This is a genomic window from Xanthobacter aminoxidans (genome assembly GCF_043193615.1).
In the GTDB taxonomy this organism is placed as follows: Bacteria; Pseudomonadota; Alphaproteobacteria; order Rhizobiales; family Xanthobacteraceae; genus Xanthobacter; species Xanthobacter aminoxidans.
Map to the genome: position 1 here is coordinate 144,503 of NZ_JBAFUS010000004.1, position 16,459 is coordinate 160,961.

Annotated in this window: 13 protein-coding genes; 4 read left to right on the forward strand and 9 right to left on the reverse strand. The window is 68.7% G+C overall.

Going from position 1 to position 16,459, the window contains the following annotated elements; all coding sequences use genetic code 11:
- Positions 1–18 precede the first annotated feature (18 nt).
- Entirely contained in the window at positions 19–1,725 is a 1,707-nt protein-coding gene (locus V5F74_RS19435) for an FAD-dependent oxidoreductase (protein ID WP_394009725.1), read from the reverse strand.
- Entirely contained in the window at positions 1,715–3,511 is a 1,797-nt protein-coding gene (locus V5F74_RS19440; protein ID WP_394009726.1) for a thiamine pyrophosphate-binding protein, read from the reverse strand. The genes V5F74_RS19435 and V5F74_RS19440 overlap by 11 nt, the downstream gene beginning before the upstream one ends.
- 302 nt (positions 3,512–3,813) lie before the next feature.
- Here V5F74_RS19440 and V5F74_RS19445 point away from each other — a divergent pair, with 302 nt between their 5' ends.
- Entirely contained in the window at positions 3,814–4,809 is a 996-nt protein-coding gene (locus V5F74_RS19445) for a LysR substrate-binding domain-containing protein (RefSeq protein ID WP_051678922.1), read from the forward strand.
- Positions 4,810–4,872: 63 nt separating this feature from the next.
- On the opposite strand, the gene V5F74_RS19450 is transcribed toward V5F74_RS19445, so the two are convergent.
- From V5F74_RS19450 to V5F74_RS19480, 7 genes are all read right to left on the reverse strand, one after another.
- The gene (locus tag V5F74_RS19450; RefSeq protein WP_245279309.1) at positions 4,873–5,580 is read right to left on the reverse strand and encodes an SDR family oxidoreductase; all 708 of its coding nucleotides are present in this window, start codon (positions 5,578–5,580) and stop codon (positions 4,873–4,875) included.
- Between the two features lie 14 nt (positions 5,581–5,594).
- Positions 5,595–6,545: an NAD-dependent epimerase/dehydratase family protein gene (locus V5F74_RS19455; RefSeq protein ID WP_029556507.1), complete on the reverse strand. Its 951-nt coding sequence runs from the start codon at positions 6,543–6,545 to the stop codon at positions 5,595–5,597.
- The gene (locus V5F74_RS19460; protein WP_394009727.1) at positions 6,542–6,979 is read right to left on the reverse strand and encodes a cupin domain-containing protein; all 438 of its coding nucleotides are present in this window, start codon (positions 6,977–6,979) and stop codon (positions 6,542–6,544) included. The genes V5F74_RS19455 and V5F74_RS19460 overlap by 4 nt, the downstream gene beginning before the upstream one ends.
- Positions 6,980–7,029: 50 nt before the next feature.
- Positions 7,030–9,558 (reverse strand): branched-chain amino acid ABC transporter ATP-binding protein/permease, encoded by a 2,529-nt coding sequence (locus V5F74_RS19465; RefSeq protein WP_394009728.1) that lies wholly within the window; start codon positions 9,556–9,558, stop codon positions 7,030–7,032.
- Positions 9,555–10,421, reverse strand: a complete 867-nt coding sequence (locus tag V5F74_RS19470; protein WP_029556510.1) for a branched-chain amino acid ABC transporter permease — start codon at positions 10,419–10,421, stop codon at positions 9,555–9,557. Before V5F74_RS19470 ends, V5F74_RS19465 begins: the two co-directional genes overlap by 4 nt.
- A 41-nt stretch (positions 10,422–10,462) precedes the next feature.
- Positions 10,463–11,710, reverse strand: coding sequence for an ABC transporter substrate-binding protein (locus tag V5F74_RS19475; protein WP_394009729.1), 1,248 nt, complete (start codon positions 11,708–11,710; stop codon positions 10,463–10,465).
- A 77-nt stretch (positions 11,711–11,787) separates the two neighbouring features.
- Complete coding sequence (locus V5F74_RS19480) at positions 11,788–13,215, reverse strand: aldehyde dehydrogenase family protein (RefSeq protein ID WP_394009730.1); 1,428 nt, start codon at positions 13,213–13,215, stop codon at positions 11,788–11,790.
- A gap of 256 nt (positions 13,216–13,471) precedes the next feature.
- On the opposite strand from V5F74_RS19480, the gene V5F74_RS19485 reads away from it, so the two are divergent.
- The 3 genes from V5F74_RS19485 (at position 13,472) to lldD (ending at position 16,454) form a co-directional block, all read left to right on the forward strand.
- Positions 13,472–14,395, forward strand: coding sequence for a cation diffusion facilitator family transporter (locus tag V5F74_RS19485; RefSeq protein ID WP_394009731.1), 924 nt, complete (start codon positions 13,472–13,474; stop codon positions 14,393–14,395).
- A 134-nt stretch (positions 14,396–14,529) separates the two neighbouring features.
- A complete protein-coding gene (locus tag V5F74_RS19490; protein ID WP_394009732.1) occupies positions 14,530–15,282 on the forward strand; it encodes an FCD domain-containing protein in 753 nt (250 codons plus the stop codon).
- On the forward strand, positions 15,279–16,454 hold the full coding sequence (lldD, locus tag V5F74_RS19495) for an FMN-dependent L-lactate dehydrogenase LldD (RefSeq protein ID WP_394009733.1): 1,176 nt from the start codon (positions 15,279–15,281) through the stop codon (positions 16,452–16,454). Before V5F74_RS19490 ends, lldD begins: the two co-directional genes overlap by 4 nt.
- Positions 16,455–16,459: the final 5 nt, after the last annotated feature.

The window sequence follows — 16,459 nt, forward strand, 5'->3', positions numbered from 1 at the left end:
TCTTTTTGGTTTTGGGGGTCAGGCTGCGGCGAGGTTGGTGGCAGCGACGTAGCCGAAGGTGATGGCTGGCCCGAGCGTGATGCCGGGGCCGGGATAGGCCCCGTTCATGATGGAATTCATGTCGTTGCCGCAGGCGTAGAGGCCGGGAATGGCCGTGCCGCTCGCGTCGAGCACCCGCGCCCCGGCGTCTGTGGCGAGGCCGAGCGACATGCCGAGATCGGCCGGATGCACCGCCACCGCGTAGAACGGGGCGGCGGTGATGGGCGCCACATTGGGATTGGGCTTGATGTCCGCATCGCCGAAATGGCGCTGGTAGATGTCGCCGCCGCGCCCGAACTCGGGGTCTTTTCCCTCCCGTGCATGGGCGTTGAAGCGCGTCACCGTGGCCGCGAGCACGTCCGGCGGCACGCCGATGCGCTCGGCGAGCGCCTCGATGGTGGCGCCTGTCTTCAGATAGCCGCTGTCCAGCTCTGCCTGCACCGACAGGGCAAAGGGGCGGATGCGGCCGAGGCCGTAGGTCCACAGGAAGTGCTTGTCGCAGATCAGAAAGGCCGGCACGGCCCGGTTGCCCGCGCGCAGCATGGCGAGGACGAACTCGTGATAGGACAAGGCCTCGTTGACGAAGCGCCGGCCCGTCGCGTCCACCGCGATGAGGCCGGGCTTGCCGCGATCCGTCACGGTGTGGGGAAACACGGCCTCACTGCCGTCGGCACGGCGGAAGCGCGAGGCGGGCACCCAGAACGCATTGTTGCCCGCCGGCTCGGCGAGGCGGGCGCCAGCCTCCAGCGCCAGCCGCACGCCGCCAGCGGGCGCGCCGGAAGCGACGGTGGCGGTGAGGCGGCCGGCGGTCGCCGGAAGGTGCGCGGCCCGGAGCGCGTCGTCCCGCGAGCATCCGCCCGAGGCGAGGCAGACACCGCGTCTGGCGCGCAGGACCCTGCGCGCGCCGTTCTTCTCCACCGTGACGCCGCAGACGCGGCCATTCTCGTCCCGTTCCAGCGCGACCGCCGCCGTCGCGAGCAGCAGCGTCACCTTCCGGTCGAGGACGGAGCGCAGCAGCGCCGCCATGAGCGCGTTGCCGAGATAGAGGGTGGTCCCGCGCGGGGCGGAGAGCCGCTGGAGGGCATAGGCGGCCATCAGCCGGGCGACACGGAGCGTCGATTTCAGGGAGCGCCCCACCTTGCGGAAGTGGGGGATGTCGGCGCGGCTCACCATCATGCCGCCGAACAGGGTGAATTCCGGCAGGGGCGGCCGAAGCAGGGCGAAGGCCTGGCCCAGGCGGCGCGCATCGAACGGTACCGGCTCCAGCACCCGGCCGCCGGCCGTCGCCCCCGGCGTGTCGGGATAATAGTCCGGATAGGACGCGACCGGCCGCAGCCGCACGGCGGTGTTGCGCTCCAGAAAGGCGACGGCCTCCCCGGCGCGCGCAAGAAAGGCCTCCCGCGCCTCCCGCCCCGCATCTCCCGGCACGGTGGCGCCGAGATAGCGCCGCACGGCGTCCGGGCTGTCGTTCAATTGCGGGGATTTGTCGTTGCCCGGCGCCCAGACCATGCCGCCGGAAATGGCGGAGGTGCCGCCCACGAAGGGCGAACTCTCCACCACGGCCACGGACAGCCCCCGCGCTGCCGCGGTGGCCGCCGCAGCGAGGCCGGCCGCCCCGGCGCCGATCACCACCACGTCGTAGGCCTCCGACGCGGCGGCGGGGCCGCTCTGGTCTTCAGAACGCATGGTCGAGATCGCCGGGCAGCAGGCGGCGGCCGAACACCGGCTCCTTGTGCGGAACAGGGGGCAGCGCCCAGGCGCCGGTCGCGGGCGGGCGGACATTGGCGTCCACATGCACGTCGATCAGATAGGGCCGGCCGGACGCGACCGCGATGCGCAGGGCCTCGGCGAAATCGGCGGTGCGGGTGATGGTGACGGCCTCGACGCCCGCCGCCTTGGCCCACAGCGCGAAGTCCGGATTGTAGGGCTCGCCGTTCTCGCCGCGATAGAAGGCGGTGCCCAGCTCGCGGCCCTCGAACAGGCCATACTGGATGTCGCGGATGGCGCCCCAGGCGAAGTTGTTCCACACCACCCAGACCACGGGGATGTTGTACTCCACCGCCGTGCACAGCACGTGCGGCACCATGGTGAAGCCGCCGTCGCCGCACACCGAGATGACCGGCCGGTCCGGCGCCGCGAGCTTCGCGCCGAGCGCGCTCGCCGGGCCGAAGCCCATGCCCGAATAGCCCCAGCTGTTGAGCATGGTCTGGGGCCGGCGGGCCTTCCAGAACTGCATGAACCAGTTGTGGTGAACGCCTGCATCGAAGGTGAGGATGGCGTCGTCCGGCAGCACCTCGGCGCAGGCGCGCACGATGGCCTCCGGGCGGATGGGCGTGCTGTCGATGTCGAAATTGGGCGCGACGAACGCATCCCACTCCGACCGCCATCCGGCGATGGACGCGTGCCACGGGGCCAGCCGCGCGCCGGGGGCGAGATTGCGCCGGTCCAGCTCCGCCAGCACCTGGCGCAGGAAGGAGCGGGCATCGGCGAGGATGGGCAGGGTCGGGGCGTAGTTGCGGCCGATCTCGGCGTGATCCACGTCCACATGGATGAGCTTGGAGGTGGGGAAGTTCCAGGAATAGCCGGGCATCCAGGAGGAGGCCGAACGATCGTCGAACCGCGCGCCCACGGCGATCACCAGATCGCAGGTGCGCCCGGCCTGGTTGGCGGGATAGGCGCCGTTGCGGCCGATGAAGCCGAGGGAGAGCGGGTCCTCCATGTCGAGGCAGCCCATGCCGTTCGGCGAGCTGATGACGGGAATGGAGAGACGCTGCGCCAGCGCCGTGAGCTCCTCCGCGGCCTCGGAGAGGGCGACGCCGTGGCCGATGAACAGCACGGGCCGCTCGGCGGCGAGCATGAGGTCGACGGCGGTCGCCACGTCCTCCGGTGCCGCGGCGCTGCGGCGCTCGTTGATGAGTGCGGGCGCGCCGGGTTCGAGGCCGATATCGGCCTCTTCCTGGAACACGTTGAACGGCACGTCGAGATTGACCGGTCCGGGCCGGCCCGACAGCATGGTGCTCATGGACTGGCGCAGGGCCAGCGGAAGCATGTCCACCCGCGTCGGCTGGAACGAGCGCTTCACCACCGGGCGCATGACGTTGGCGAAGTCAGCCTGGTTGTGCCGGTTCAGCTCCTGGAACGGGCTGCGGTTGAACTGGCTGGTGGGCACGTTGGCGGTGATGGCGAGGAAGGCGGAGGAATCGGTGAGCGCCACCGCCGTGCCCATCACCATGTTGGCGGAGCCGGGACCGCAGGAGGTGAGGGTGGCCAGCGGCGCGTGCTTCACCCGGAAATAGCCATCCGCCATGTGAGCGGCGACCTGCTCATGCCGGGGCGAAATGAGCGTGATGTCCGCGCGGGCCTGATGCAGCACGTCCAGCATGCCCACATTGCCGTGCCCGCAGATGCCGACCACGTAAGGCACTTTTTCCTTGATGAGGAATTCGGTGATGAGTTCTGCGCCCTTGGGCATGGGAGTGTCCTCTTCCTTGACCGGCGCCCGGCGCCGTTTCTCTTGATCTCGGGTTCACTTCATAATGCGATATATGAACTCGCAATATGAAATGACGGTGGGTGTTGGGGCTCGCTCGTTCCTCCGGAAGCGGCGCGGAACGAGCTATTCGCCGGTCCTGCGGTATCAGGAGGCGGAGCGTCAAAGCTCTTGCGACATTGCCGAATAGGCGCTTCATTGCGGGCGCCGTCTCTCCAGGGCATCCGCTCGTGCCAGCCGGAGTGGCGGCCAGAAGAAGAACGGGTGGAGGAGGGAACGCGCGCATGGATACGCGACAGCTCAAGTATTTCGTCGCGATCGTGGAGTGCGGGGGCTTCGCCAAGGCCTCGCGCCAGCTTCTCATCGCCCAGCCGGCCCTGAGCCAGCAGATCGCGCGGCTGGAGCAGGAGGTCGGTGCACCTCTGCTGGTGCGCTCCGCCAAGGGCGTGAGCCCCACCAGCAACGGCCACACCCTGTTCCGCCACGCCAAGTTCATCCTGCGCCAGCTGGACCATGCCCTGGCGCTCGCCCGCCAGAACACGGCGGAGACCACCGGCCGGGTCAGCGTCGGCCTCGCGCCCACCACCTTGTGCCAAGTGGGCATGCCGTTGATCGAGCGGATGCAGGAGCGGTTTCCGGGCGTCTGCGTGAACATCGTGGAGGGGCTGAGCGGCCACATCCAGCACATGGCCATCAGCGGTCAGCTGGACCTCGCCATCCTGTTCGGTCCCGCCGCCGTGCCGGACTGGAGCCGCACGGCGCTGCTGACCGAGGAATTGTTCGTCATCCTGCCCTGCAACAGCCCGCTCTTCCCACGCCTGCGCGACACCATCACGCTGGAGGAGATCGTCGACCTGCCCCTGATCCTGCCCAGCCAGGGACATGGTTTGAGACGGCGCATCGAGATCGAGTACGAGCGGCTCAACATCAAGCTGATGCCCCTCGCCGAAATCGACTCCCTGCCGCTCCTGATGTCGTGCCTGTCCCAGGGCATGGGCGCCACCATCAAGCCCATGGCGGCGGTGCATGTGCATGGGTCCGCGCAGAGCAAGAACTGGCGCTGCCTGCGCATCAGCAACGCGTCCATCACCCGGCCCAACTACCTGTTCTCCCAGCCCGCCGACAAGATGTCCGACGCGACCGCGCTGGTGCGGGCGGAACTGATCCAGCTGGTCCGCGAGCTGGTCGAGCGCGGCCGGTGGCAGGGGGTCGAGCTGTCCGATCCGGAAGAGCCCGAGCGGGCCACGCCGGAGCCGCCACGCATCGCCGCTCACGCCTGAGGCGGAAGCGGGCTGGCGCGGGACGGCGCTGGACAGTGGGGCGGGCGCGGGCATGGCGGCAGCTCAGACCAAGCCGCCGTTGGGCTGGACGATCTGCCCGTCCATCCAGCTCGCCTTCGACGACACGAGGAAGCCGACCACCTCGGCGATCTCATCCGCATGGCCGACCCGATTGAACAGGCTCAGGGCGGCGGAGCGCTTCACCGCCTCATCACTCTTGCCAGAGCGGAAGAGGTCGGTATCGACCGGCCCCGGCGCCACCGCATTCACCCGCACGCGGCGGGGTGCCAGCTCGATGGCGAGCGAGCGGACCAGCGCCTCCACCGCCGCCTTGGAGGCGATGTAGGGGCCGGCTCCCGGCAGCGGCCGGCGCACCAGCGAGGTGGAGAGCGCGACGATGGCCCCCTCGTCCTCCACATGGCGCGCCGCCTCGCGCAGCGCATTGAAGGCGCCGGTGAGGTTCACGCTCAGGAGCCGGGCGAAATCCGCGCTCGGGAAATCGGCGAGCGGGGCGGGCGGCACGTTGACGCCGGCATTCACCACCACGGCGCGCGGCGCGGTCCCGAAATCGGCCTTCGCCGCCGCGAACAGGGCCGCGACGGAGGCTTCGTCCGTCACGTCCGCCGCATAGGCGCGCACGTGGGCCTGCTCGGGCGGGGCCCCGGCCGAGACATAGGTGCTGGCGACGGCGTATCCGTCGGCGACGAGGCGGTTGACGCAGGACAGGCCGATCCCGCGGGTTCCGCCGATGACGATGGCCAGGGGCCTCATGGTGCGCATTCCTTTCAGAGGCCGGCTGCGGCCCGGCTGATGGCGATCATCTCGGCGATGCCGCGGGCGATGTCGTATTGGGGCGCGTAGCCGAGTTCGGCGCGGGCGCGGGAGATGTCGAGCGCACCCTTGCGCGCGGTCAGGATGCGGCCGCCGTGGAGATAGGGGCCGGGGTCCACCGTGATGCGCGCGCCGGGGACGGCGGCATTCACCAGCCCCGCCACGTCGGCGAGGGTGGGCGCGGCGCCGGTGGCGATGTTGTAGGCGTCGAAGCGGTGCTCGGCCTTCTCCAGCGCCAGCACCACGCCGGCCACGGTGTCGGAGATGTAGACCTGGTCCACGGCCAGATCGCCGCCGGCCGGAATGCGCAGTGCCTCACCCTTCAGCGCGGCGTCGATATAGGTCTTGGGCATCCGCGGGCGCGGCAGATGCGGACCGTAGACCCAGCAGGTGCGCACATTGATGCATTCGAGGCCGTGGTCGCGCCCGTAGGCGCGCCCATAGTGCTCCACCGCCAGCTTGGTGAGGCCGTAGATGCTGGTGGGCTTCTGCGGGTGGTCCTCGTCGATCATCGGCGCGGTGAAGTCGCCGTAGGTTTCCTCGGTGCTGACGTGCACCATCCGCTTCACGCCGGAGAGGCGCATGGCCTCGAACACGTTGACCGCGCCTTCCACATTGACGCGCATGGCCTTCAGCGGCAGGTCGGCGCACTGGACGACGCCCACGATGGCCGCGCAGTGCACGACCGCGTCGGGGGCATGGGCGCGGAACAGGCCCACCACCTGCGGCCATTCGCCGAGATCCGCGGTGGCGCAGGTCAGGCGCGGGTCGGAGGCGGCGAGCGCCTCCAGCGCCGGGGGGATCACCACGTCGGTGGCGATCACCGCGTGGCCGCGCGCCAGGAGGGCGCGGACGATGGCGCTGCCGAGCCAGCCGCCGCCGCCGGTGACGAGAATGCGGCTCATGCGCCGGCTCCGCCCTGTGCCGCCGGATCTTCGTCGGTGGGCGGGCTGGTGATGACGAGGAACACCAGCGTGTCGGTGCCGGTGCAGTGGAATTCGTGGACCACACCGGGCGGGATGTAGGTGACGTCGTTGGACCGCACGAGGCGGCGCTCGCCATCCACCACCAGCACGCCCTCGCCGGAGAGCACGTGATAGATCTGCTCCTGCACCTTGTGGACATGGCTCTCCACGAACGCGCCCGGCTCGTAGCAGGAGATGCGGTGGTCGAAGAAGCGGCTGCCCACGAGGTCCGGCGTGACGATGGCCTTGGAGAGCGCCTGTCCGTGATGGCCGGGATACTGGATCCACAACAGTTCGCCGAGATTGCGCGTCACCGCCTCGGGCTTGCTGGTGGCGTCGGCGTGGGCATGGGGTTCGGCAACGACAAGGGTCATTTTCGTCTTCTCCGTGGCAGGCCCGCGCCCGCCGCTGTTTGTGAAAGAGATCAGGCGGCCGCGATGCCGAGCAGGCGGTCCTGCAAGGCGATGTCGTGGGCGAGGGTCTGCGCCGCGCCGGCGAAGGCGACCTGGCCGTTGACCAGCACGTAGGCACGGTCGGCCATGGCCAGCACCTCCTCCGCGTGGTGCTCGACGATGACGAGACTGGCCCGCGTGGTGAGCTTCAGCACCGCCTCCTTCACCTCCTGCACCACGGCCGGGGCGAGGCCCTCATAGGGCTCGTCGAGCAGGATGAGGCGGCTCGGCACCATCAGGGCGCGGGCGATGGCCACCATCTGCCGCTCGCCGCCGGAAAGGTTCTCTGCCTTGTTGCGCATGAGGATGCGCAGCTTGGGGAAGAGATCGCAGACCTCGTCCAGCCCGGCACCACCCGCGCGGGCGGCCAACGCCAGGTTTTCCTGCACCGTGAGATTGGGGAACAGCCGCCGGCCCTCGGGCACGATGGAAATGCCCATGCGGTTGATGCGGTCCGCCCGCAGCGCCGTGATGTCCTCGCCGGCGAAGGTGACGCGCCCTTCGTGGGCGTGGATGGCGCCCATCATGGTGCGCAGCGCCGTGGTCTTGCCGACGCCGTTGCGGCCGAGCAGCGCCACCACCTCGGATTCCCGCACCTCCAGATCCAGGCCTTCCAGCACCGTGCCGCCGCCGTAGCCGGCGCAGACGTCCTTGAAGGAGAGGAGCACCGGCTTCGCGGCGGCGGGAGCCTCCGCGCGGGCCTGCGGGCGCACGCTCTCGCGTTCGGTGCCGGCGTCGCCCTTGGCCTTGCCCATGTAGGCGGAGATGACCTCGGGATTGCGGGCCACGACCTGCGGCTTGCCATCGGCGATGAGCCGACCCTGGTGCAGCACGGTGATGCGATCCGACAGGGAGAGCACGCGATCGATGTCGTGCTCGATGAGCATCACCGTGTGGCTCCTGGACAGGCGCACGATGAGGTCGCTCACCACCTTTCGGTCGGTCTCGGCGAGGCCCGCCAGCGGCTCGTCGAGCAGCAGCACCGAGGCGTTGCCGGCGAGGGTGATGGCGATCTCCAGAAGGCGGTTCTCGCCGTGGGAGAGTTCGGAGGACAGGTCCGCCGCCCGGTCGGCGAGGCCCACGGCGGCGAGGGCGGACCACACCTTCATGTTGGTCTCGTCATCGCGGTAGGCGTCGCGCCACCAGCCGTGCCAGAAGCCGCGGGAACGGGCGACGGCGATCCGCACATTCTCGAACACGGTGAGATGCGGGAACACGCTGAGGATCTGGAACGAGCGGGCGATGCCGCGCTGGGCGCGCTGGTGCGGCTTCAGCGTCGTGATGTCCGCGCCTTCGAACAGGATGCGGCCGTCATCCGGACGGATGAGCCCGGTGAGGATGTTGAAGAAGGTGGTCTTTCCCGCGCCGTTGGGGCCGATGATGCTGTGCAGCTGGTTGGCGTGGACATCGAGGGAGATGTCGGCCTGCGTCACGATGGAGCCGAACTTCTTGCTCAGCCCGCGCACCGAGAGCACCGGCTCGCTCGACGCCGCGCCCCTGCCGGCCAGCGCCGACACATAGGGACGGATGACGGCGGGACGCGGGGGAATGCCCTTGCGGGTCAGCGCCCAGCCTTCGCGCCGGCGCAAGCGCTGGACGATGCCGGCCATGCCTTCCGGCGACAAAAGCGCGAACATGATGATGATGGGCGCGAAGATCAGCCACCAGTTTTCGGTGATGACGCTGAGCTCGTTCTCCAGGATGAGGAACGTGATGGCGCCCCAGATCGGGCCGAGGAAATGGTGCACGCCGCCGAGCGCCGCCATCAGCACCGGGTCGCCGGCCCGCTGCCAGCTCATGTTGTCGGCATAGGCGCCCTGGAGCATCATGGCGAGGAGACCGCCCGCCGCGCCCACCGCCATGCCGCTGATGCAGAAGCCGATCCAGCGGATGACGAAGGTGTTGTAGCCGAGCATGGTGGTGCGCTGCTCGTTGTCGCGCACGGCCTGCATCAGCCGGCCGAATGGCGTGTGCGCCAGCTGCCACAGCACGGCGAGGCCGAGCACCACCACCACCAGCGTGAACCAGTGGAAGGCGACGGCATCGGGGAACAGCGGGCGCGGCACGTTCTGGATGCCGTTCTCGCCGCCCGTCATCTCGGTCCACTTGAAGGCGATCTCGAACGCCACCTGCGAGCAGGCGAGGGTGATGAGCGAGAAATAGAGCCCCTTGCGCCGCAGGATGATGGCCCCCAGCACCGCGGACAGCAGCAGCGAGAACAGGATGGCCCAGGCGAGCGCCAGTATCTCGTTGCCGAGGACGCGCCCCAGGGTGAGCGCCACCGCGTAGCTCGCGCAGCCGAAGAACAGGGAGGCGCCGAACGGCACCAGCCCGAGATACCCGATCAGCACATTCACGCCCACGGCGTAGAGCGCATAGATGGCGATCTGGGTGACGTGGTTGATGGCGGCGCCGGTGAGGACGGCGAGGCCGGTGAGGGCGACGAGCGTCACGCCGGCAATCGCCACCGGCGAAGTGAGTGCACGCAGGAGCGGTTTCATTCGAAACGCTCCCAGCGGGTGCCGAGCAGGCCGCGCGGACGCAGCAGGAGCACGAGAAGCATCAGGGCATACATCGAGGCGGTGGAGGCCTGGGGCCAGAACTGGATGGTGAGGGACATGACGACCCCCACCGCGAGGCCCGCCACCAGCGCTCCGGCGAAGGAGCCGAGACCGCCGATGGCGACGATGACGAAGGCGGGCATGATGGCGTTGGCGGCCATGGAGGGAGACACCGTCCACAGCGGGCCGGCGAGCACTCCGGCGAGAGCGGCGAGACCGCAGCCGAGGCCGAACACGCCGGTGAGCACGAGCGGCAGGTTGATGCCGAGCATGTCCACCATTTCAGGATCGCGGCTGCCGGCCTTCAGGATGCGGCCGTAGGGCGTGAAGTTCATGAAGGCCCACAACGCCACGAGCGCGAGGATGGTGAAGCCGAGGACAGCCACGCGGTACTGCGTCATGAAGATGGGGCCGAGCTCGACGAAGCCGCTCAGGAACTCCGGCGGCGCAAGCGGCTTGCCGTCGGCGCCCCAGACGAAGCGGATGATCGCCTCGATCAGGAGCGCCAGGGCGAAGGTGATGACAAGGCTGACCAGCGGGTCCTTGCCGTAGAGACGCCGGATCACCACGATTTCGACCACGATGCCGATGGCCGCCACCAGCAGGGGCGCGAACACCACCGCAGGCCAGCCGAACCGCATCTTCAGCTCGTAGGCGAAATAGGCTCCCAGCGCGAAGAACGCGCCGTGGGCGAAGTTCACGATGCCGAGCATGCCGAAGGTGATGGACAGGCCGACGGCGATCAGGACGTAGATGAATCCCAATACAAGTCCGTTGGCGGCCTGCGACAGGATGATCTCCATGACGCGTTCCCGTTCTGGTCAGCTTGTTGTTCGGTCAGGGCCTAGGACGGGTCCATGGTGCAGCCGATCTCGGCCTTCGTGCCGAAGGCCTTCTCGGTCGTGTCCGCGGTGTCGGAGGTCCAGCGCACCACGTCCATGTAGTCCCACTTGTCGGTGATCTTGTCCTTCAGCCGCACCACCACGGCGGGGCGCACCAGCTGGTGGTCGAAGGCCCGGAAGCCGTAGGGGACGACGCCGTCCTTCGCCTGCCAGGTCTCGAGCGCCGCCACGACCGCCTGCGGGCTCGTGGACTTCGCCTTGTCGATGGATTCCAGCAGGGCGCGCATGGCGACCCAGCCCGACCAGGCCTTGTCGGAGGGCGGCTGGCCGTACTTCTCGATATACGCCTTGGTGAAGGCCTTCTCGCGCTCGCTGTTCTTGGGGTCGTTGTAATACCAGGGCTTCACATGGGTGCCGGTGGCGGCGGTGGCGCCGATATCCCAGAAGTCGGTGTCGCTGACCGCAACCTCGTAGATCGGGATGCGCCCCTTCATGCCCAGCTCGTTCCACTGCTTCATGAAGTTGGACAGGTCGAGGCCGACCAGCGCACCCACCACAACGTCCGGCTTCGCCTGCCGGATCTTCAGGATGTAGGAGCTGTAGTCCGCGGTATTGACCGGCACCTCGTCGTTGCCGACCTCGGTGGCGCCGGCTTCCTGGAGCAGGGAGCGGGCCGAGCGCAGCACGTCCTGGCCGAAGGCGTAGGACGGCGTCATGAAGTAGATCTTCTTGCCCTTCAGGTCGCCGAACACGCTTTTCAGCTGCACCAGCGCCGGCGCCTGGGTGCGGAACGTATAGCGGTTGCAGTTGGCGCCGGTGATCTCGCGCGCGGCGGCGCCCGCGGCGATGAGCGGCACCTTCTCGCGCTGGGCGACGCTCATCATGGCCAGAACCGCGGCGCTGGAATTGCCGCCGACGACACCGGCGACCTTATATTCGTCGGCCATGCGCTGCATGTTCTGCTGGGAAATCTGCGGGCTTGCCTCGTCGAGCCAGACGGTCTCCACCGGCCGGCCGAGGACCTTGCCCCCCTCCAGCGCCACGGCGAGTTCCGCGCCCCGGGCCATGTGCAGGCCGATGGCCGCGCTCGGTCCCTGCTTGGGGGTGATGATGCCGATCTTCACCGGTCCGTCATCCGCGCGTGCACTGCCGGCGGCCGCCAGCATGAGCAGCCCTCCGCCGACCGCGAGCGCACGACGGCGCGTCACCGCAAGAGACGATTTCCAACCGTTCAAAGGCGTCTTCTTCATGTCGTCCTCCCTTCACCGCATAACGGTGTTCGTTTTTCTTTGTTTTCTGTTCCCGGCCCTGAGTTGCTTCTGCGGGCTCACACGGTCCAGCTGACGAGGCGCTCCTCGGTCATCTCGCGCACTGCATGGCGCGGTCCCTCCCGACCGAAGCCGCTGTCCTTCGAGCCGCCATAGGGCATGAGGTCCACCCGCGAGCTGGATGTCTCGTTGATGAAGACGTTGCCCACCCTGAGCGCGAAGGCCGCCTTCACCGCGTCGTCGATGCGGTTGGTGAACAGGCCCGCGGCGAGGCCGTAGGGGGTGGAATTGATGCGGGCGATGGCGTCGTCCAGGGATCTGACGGGCACCAGCGACATCACCGGGCCAAACACCTCCCGGCACCCGAGGGGCGTGGACGCGGAAACCCCTTCGAGCAGGGTGGGGGGCACGACCGCGCCTCGGCGGGGGCCGCCCACGAGCCGGCGCGCGCCCGCGGCTTCCGCCTCGGCAATCCAGCGTTCGATGCGCTCGGCGGACTCGAGGCTGATGACCGGACCCATGCCGGTCTTCGGATCGCGCGGATCGCCATAGGCGATGGCCTCGACGAGCGGCCGCAGGCGTTCTCCCACCTCCGCAAGGCGCGCCTGATGCACCATGAGAAGCTGGATGGAGGTGCACACCTGTCCCGCCTTGCGATAGGCGGCGGCGACGACCTTCGGCAATGCGGCATCGAGGTCCGCGTCATCGCCGATATAGGTGCAGGCGATGGAGCCAAGCTCCATCTGCGTCCGCCGCAGGCCGGCATAGCCCTGAATGATGCCGCCGACCTCGGTGCTGCCGGTGAAGGCGAAGAAATTGACCAGCGGCTCTTCGGCGATCCAGCGCACGACTTCGCCCCCGCCGTGCAGCACCGCGATCAGGTCCGGGGGCAGGCCCGCGGCGATGAGCGCTTCCGCCAGGAAATTGGAGGGCGAGGGGGTGTGCAGCGACGGCTTGATGATGATGGCGTTGCCGCCTGCCAGCGCCGGACCCACCTTGTGCGCCACCGTGTTCAGCGGCGCATTGAACGGCGTGATGGCGCAGGCGATGCCCACCGGCACGCGGATGGTGAGACCGAAGCGGTTCTTCTGGCCGGGCGCGCCGCCAAAAGGCACCACATCCCCCGTGAGAAGGCGCGCCTCGATGGCGGAGAGCTTCAGCGTGTCGACGGTGCGGTTGATTTCTCCGAGGGCGTCGGAGCGGGTAAACCCCGCCTCCCGCTGGAGCATGTCGACGAGGTGCTCCGCGCGCGCCGCGACCTCGCCGGCCGCCCGCTCCAGAATCTGGCCGCGCTCATAGGGGGAGAGCCTGTCGGCAAGATGGGCGCGGTGCATGCGCACCACCGTCTCGCGCACCTGTACCCGCGAAGGGATGTGGACCACGCCACAGGGCTTGGTGCTGAACTTGTCGAGGATCGGAACATGGTCCGCCCCGTCGGTCAGCTGTCCGCAGATCAGAAGCTTGGCATCGTTCGGGAATGTGAGCATCGCTTTTGCATGTTTGGCGAGCCGCCCCGAGGCTGGGTTGGCGCAAAGTCGATGGTCACTCTAGGAAGGCCGGATAGGGAGGAATAATACCGTTTTCCAATCCGCATATAACGAAAAGCGATGCCCTGCCGGCGCGCCCTGCGCAGGATGAGGGAGACGCGGGCGCACGCGGCTTCCCGCCTCAACGCGGCGGTTTCAAGCCGGGGCCGGCGCGGGATAGTCTGTGTCTCGAACCGGGGCGCGGGGAGGGGCGGGGATGACCGAGCAGGGGGTGCTGCGCATATCCATCGGCGTCACCCTGATGCTGGCGCTGCTGGGCATCGTGTTCGGCCTGATGTCGGGCTCCTATGCCATCGTGTTCGACGGCGTCTACGCGCTCACCGACGCCAGCATGACGGTGCTCGCCCTCGTGGTGGCGCGGCTGATCGCGACCTCCACCGCACCGGGGGCATCGGCCAAGGGGTTCATCGCCCATTTCACCATGGGGTTCTGGCATCTGGAGCCCATGGTGCTGGGGCTCAACGGCATCCTGCTCATGAGCGCGTCGGTCTATGCGCTCATCAATGCCGTGGGCAGCCTCATGTCCGGCGGGCGGGCGCTCGATTTCGACCAGGCCATCCTCTATGCGGTCATCACGGTGGCGGTGGCGCTCTCGATGGCGCTGGTCGTGCGGCGGGCGAACAGGACCATCAAATCCGATTTCCTCGCCCTCGACGCCAAGGCGTGGCTGATGTCGGCCGGGCTCACCTTCGCGCTGCTGGTGGCCTTCCTCATCGGCCTCGCGGTGGAGGGCACGCCGCGCGCGTGGATCTCGCCTTATATCGATCCGGTGGCGCTGGCGGTGGTGTGCCTCGTCATCATCCCCCTGCCGTTCGCCACGGTGAAGCAGGCGCTGGCGGACATCCTCCTCGTCACCCCGCCGGCGCTGAAGGAGCATGTGGATCAGGTGGCGGCCGGCATCGTGGCGCGCTACGGCTTCCTCGCCTTCCGCTCCTATGTCGCGCGGGTGGGGCGGGGGCGGCAGATCGAGCTTTACTTCATCGTGCCCCACGGCTGGCCGGCCATGCGGCTGGAAGAGTGGGACGTGATCCGCGACGAGATCGGCGTCGCCATCGGCAGCGACACGCCCGACCGCTGGCTCACCATCGCCTTCACCACGGACCCGGAATGGGCGGACTGAGCCTGCCGGGGTGCGTAAATTGGTCAGGCCAATTTTCCGCTTGCGGCCTGACCAATCTCAAGTCATAGAGTTTTCCCGCGCCGCACGACCATATTGGACTGACCAATATCCCGATGCTGCGCGGGAGCCGCCCTTTGGCCGACCTGACCGACACCATCGAAGCCCTCATCGCCGAACGCGGCCTCGAGCCCGGCGCGCGCCTGCCGGCCGAGCGGGCGCTGGCGGCGGAGCTGAACGTGTCGCGGCCGAAGCTGCGCGAGGCCATCCGCCATCTGTCGAGCCGGGGCCGGCTGGTGAGCCGCAGGGGCGGGGGCACCTATGTGGCCGCGCCGGCTGACGCACCGCTGGCCGAGGCTCTTGGCCCGCTTGCGGCCGAGGCGGCGGGGGAGCCGGGCTACTGGCATGACGTGATGGAGATCCGCAAGTCGCTGGACGCGGACATGGCCTTTCACGCCGCGCTGCGCGCCGGCCCGCAGGACAAGGCGAACCTTCAGGCGGCGCTGGAAAATGTCCTCTCCGCCGCCGCCACCGATGCGCAGACGCAGGCCAAGGCCGATTCCGCCTTCCACATGGCGGTGGCGGAAGCCTCCCACAATGCGGTGATGCGGCAGGTGATGGCGGGTCTGTTCGATCTCCTGCGCCACTCCATCTCCCGCAGCCTCGAAAAGCTCTACCTCATCCCGAGCACCGCGCAGGCGCTGGACGACCAGCACCGCGCCATCGCCGCCGCCATCATCGCGGGGCGGCCCGAAGAGGCGCGCACGGCCGCGCTGCTGCATCTCGAATTCGTCGAGGAAACCCTGCGGGAGATCGAGGACGACGCGGCGCGCCGCCGTCGCTCCTCCCGCGTCGCCCAACGCCAGCAACAGAAAGAACTGACGCCGTGATCATCTCCTCCGCCTCGGACTATCGCGAAGCCGCCCGCCGGCGCCTGCCGCCCTTCCTGTTCCACTACATCGACGGCGGCGCCTATGCGGAAGTGACGCTGGGCCGCAACGTCTCCGACCTCACCCAGCTCGCCCTGCGCCAGCGGGTGCTGAAGAGCGTGGGCGAGGTGGACCTGTCCACGACGCTGCTCGGCGAAAAGCTCGCCATGCCCATGGCGCTGGCCCCGGTCGGCCTGTGCGGGATGTTCGCCCGCCGTGGCGAGGTGCAGGCGGCGAAGGCGGCGCTCGACAAGGGCATCCAGTTCACCCTCTCCACCGTCTCGGTGTGCCCCATCGAGGAGGTGCGCGCCAAGGTGGAGAAGCCCTTCTGGTTCCAGCTCTATGTGCTGAAGGACCGGGGCTTCATGAAGAACGCGCTGGAGCGCGCCTGGGCGGCGGGCATCCGCACGCTGGTCTTCACCGTGGACATGCCGGTGCCCGGCGCGCGCTATCGCGATGCCCATTCCGGCATGTCCGGCCCCAACGCCGCCGTGCGCCGCATGGTGCAGGCGGCGCTGCATCCCTTCTGGGCCTATGACGTGGGCCTGATGGGCACGCCGCACGATCTCGGCAACGTCTCCGCCTATCGCGGCAACAAGACCACGCTGGAGGATTATGTCGGCTGGCTCGGCGCCAATTTCGATCCCTCCATCGGCTGGCGCGATCTTGAATGGATCCGCGAGTTCTGGAAGGGCCCGATGGTCATCAAGGGCATCCTCGATCCCGAGGACGCCGAGGACGCGGTGCGCTTCGGCGCCGACGGCATCGTGGTGTCGAACCATGGCGGCCGGCAGCTCGACGGCGTGCTCTCCTCGGCCCGCGCGCTGCCGCCCATCGCCGACAAGGTGAAGGGCAGCCTCGCCATCCTCGCCGATTCCGGCATCCGTTCCGGCCTCGACGTGGTGCGCATGGTGGCGCAGGGCGCCGACGGCGTGCTGCTGGGCCGCGCCTTCATCTATGCGCTGGCTACCGAGGGGCAGAAGGGTGTCGAGAACGTCATCGATCTCTTCGCCAAGGAGATGCGGGTGGCCATGACCCTCACCGGCGCGCGCAACCTCTCGGAAATCTCCCGCGAGAGCCTCGTGCGCGACGTGGAACGGCCGCTGAAGGCCATCGCCGCCGCGGCGGAGTGAGCGGG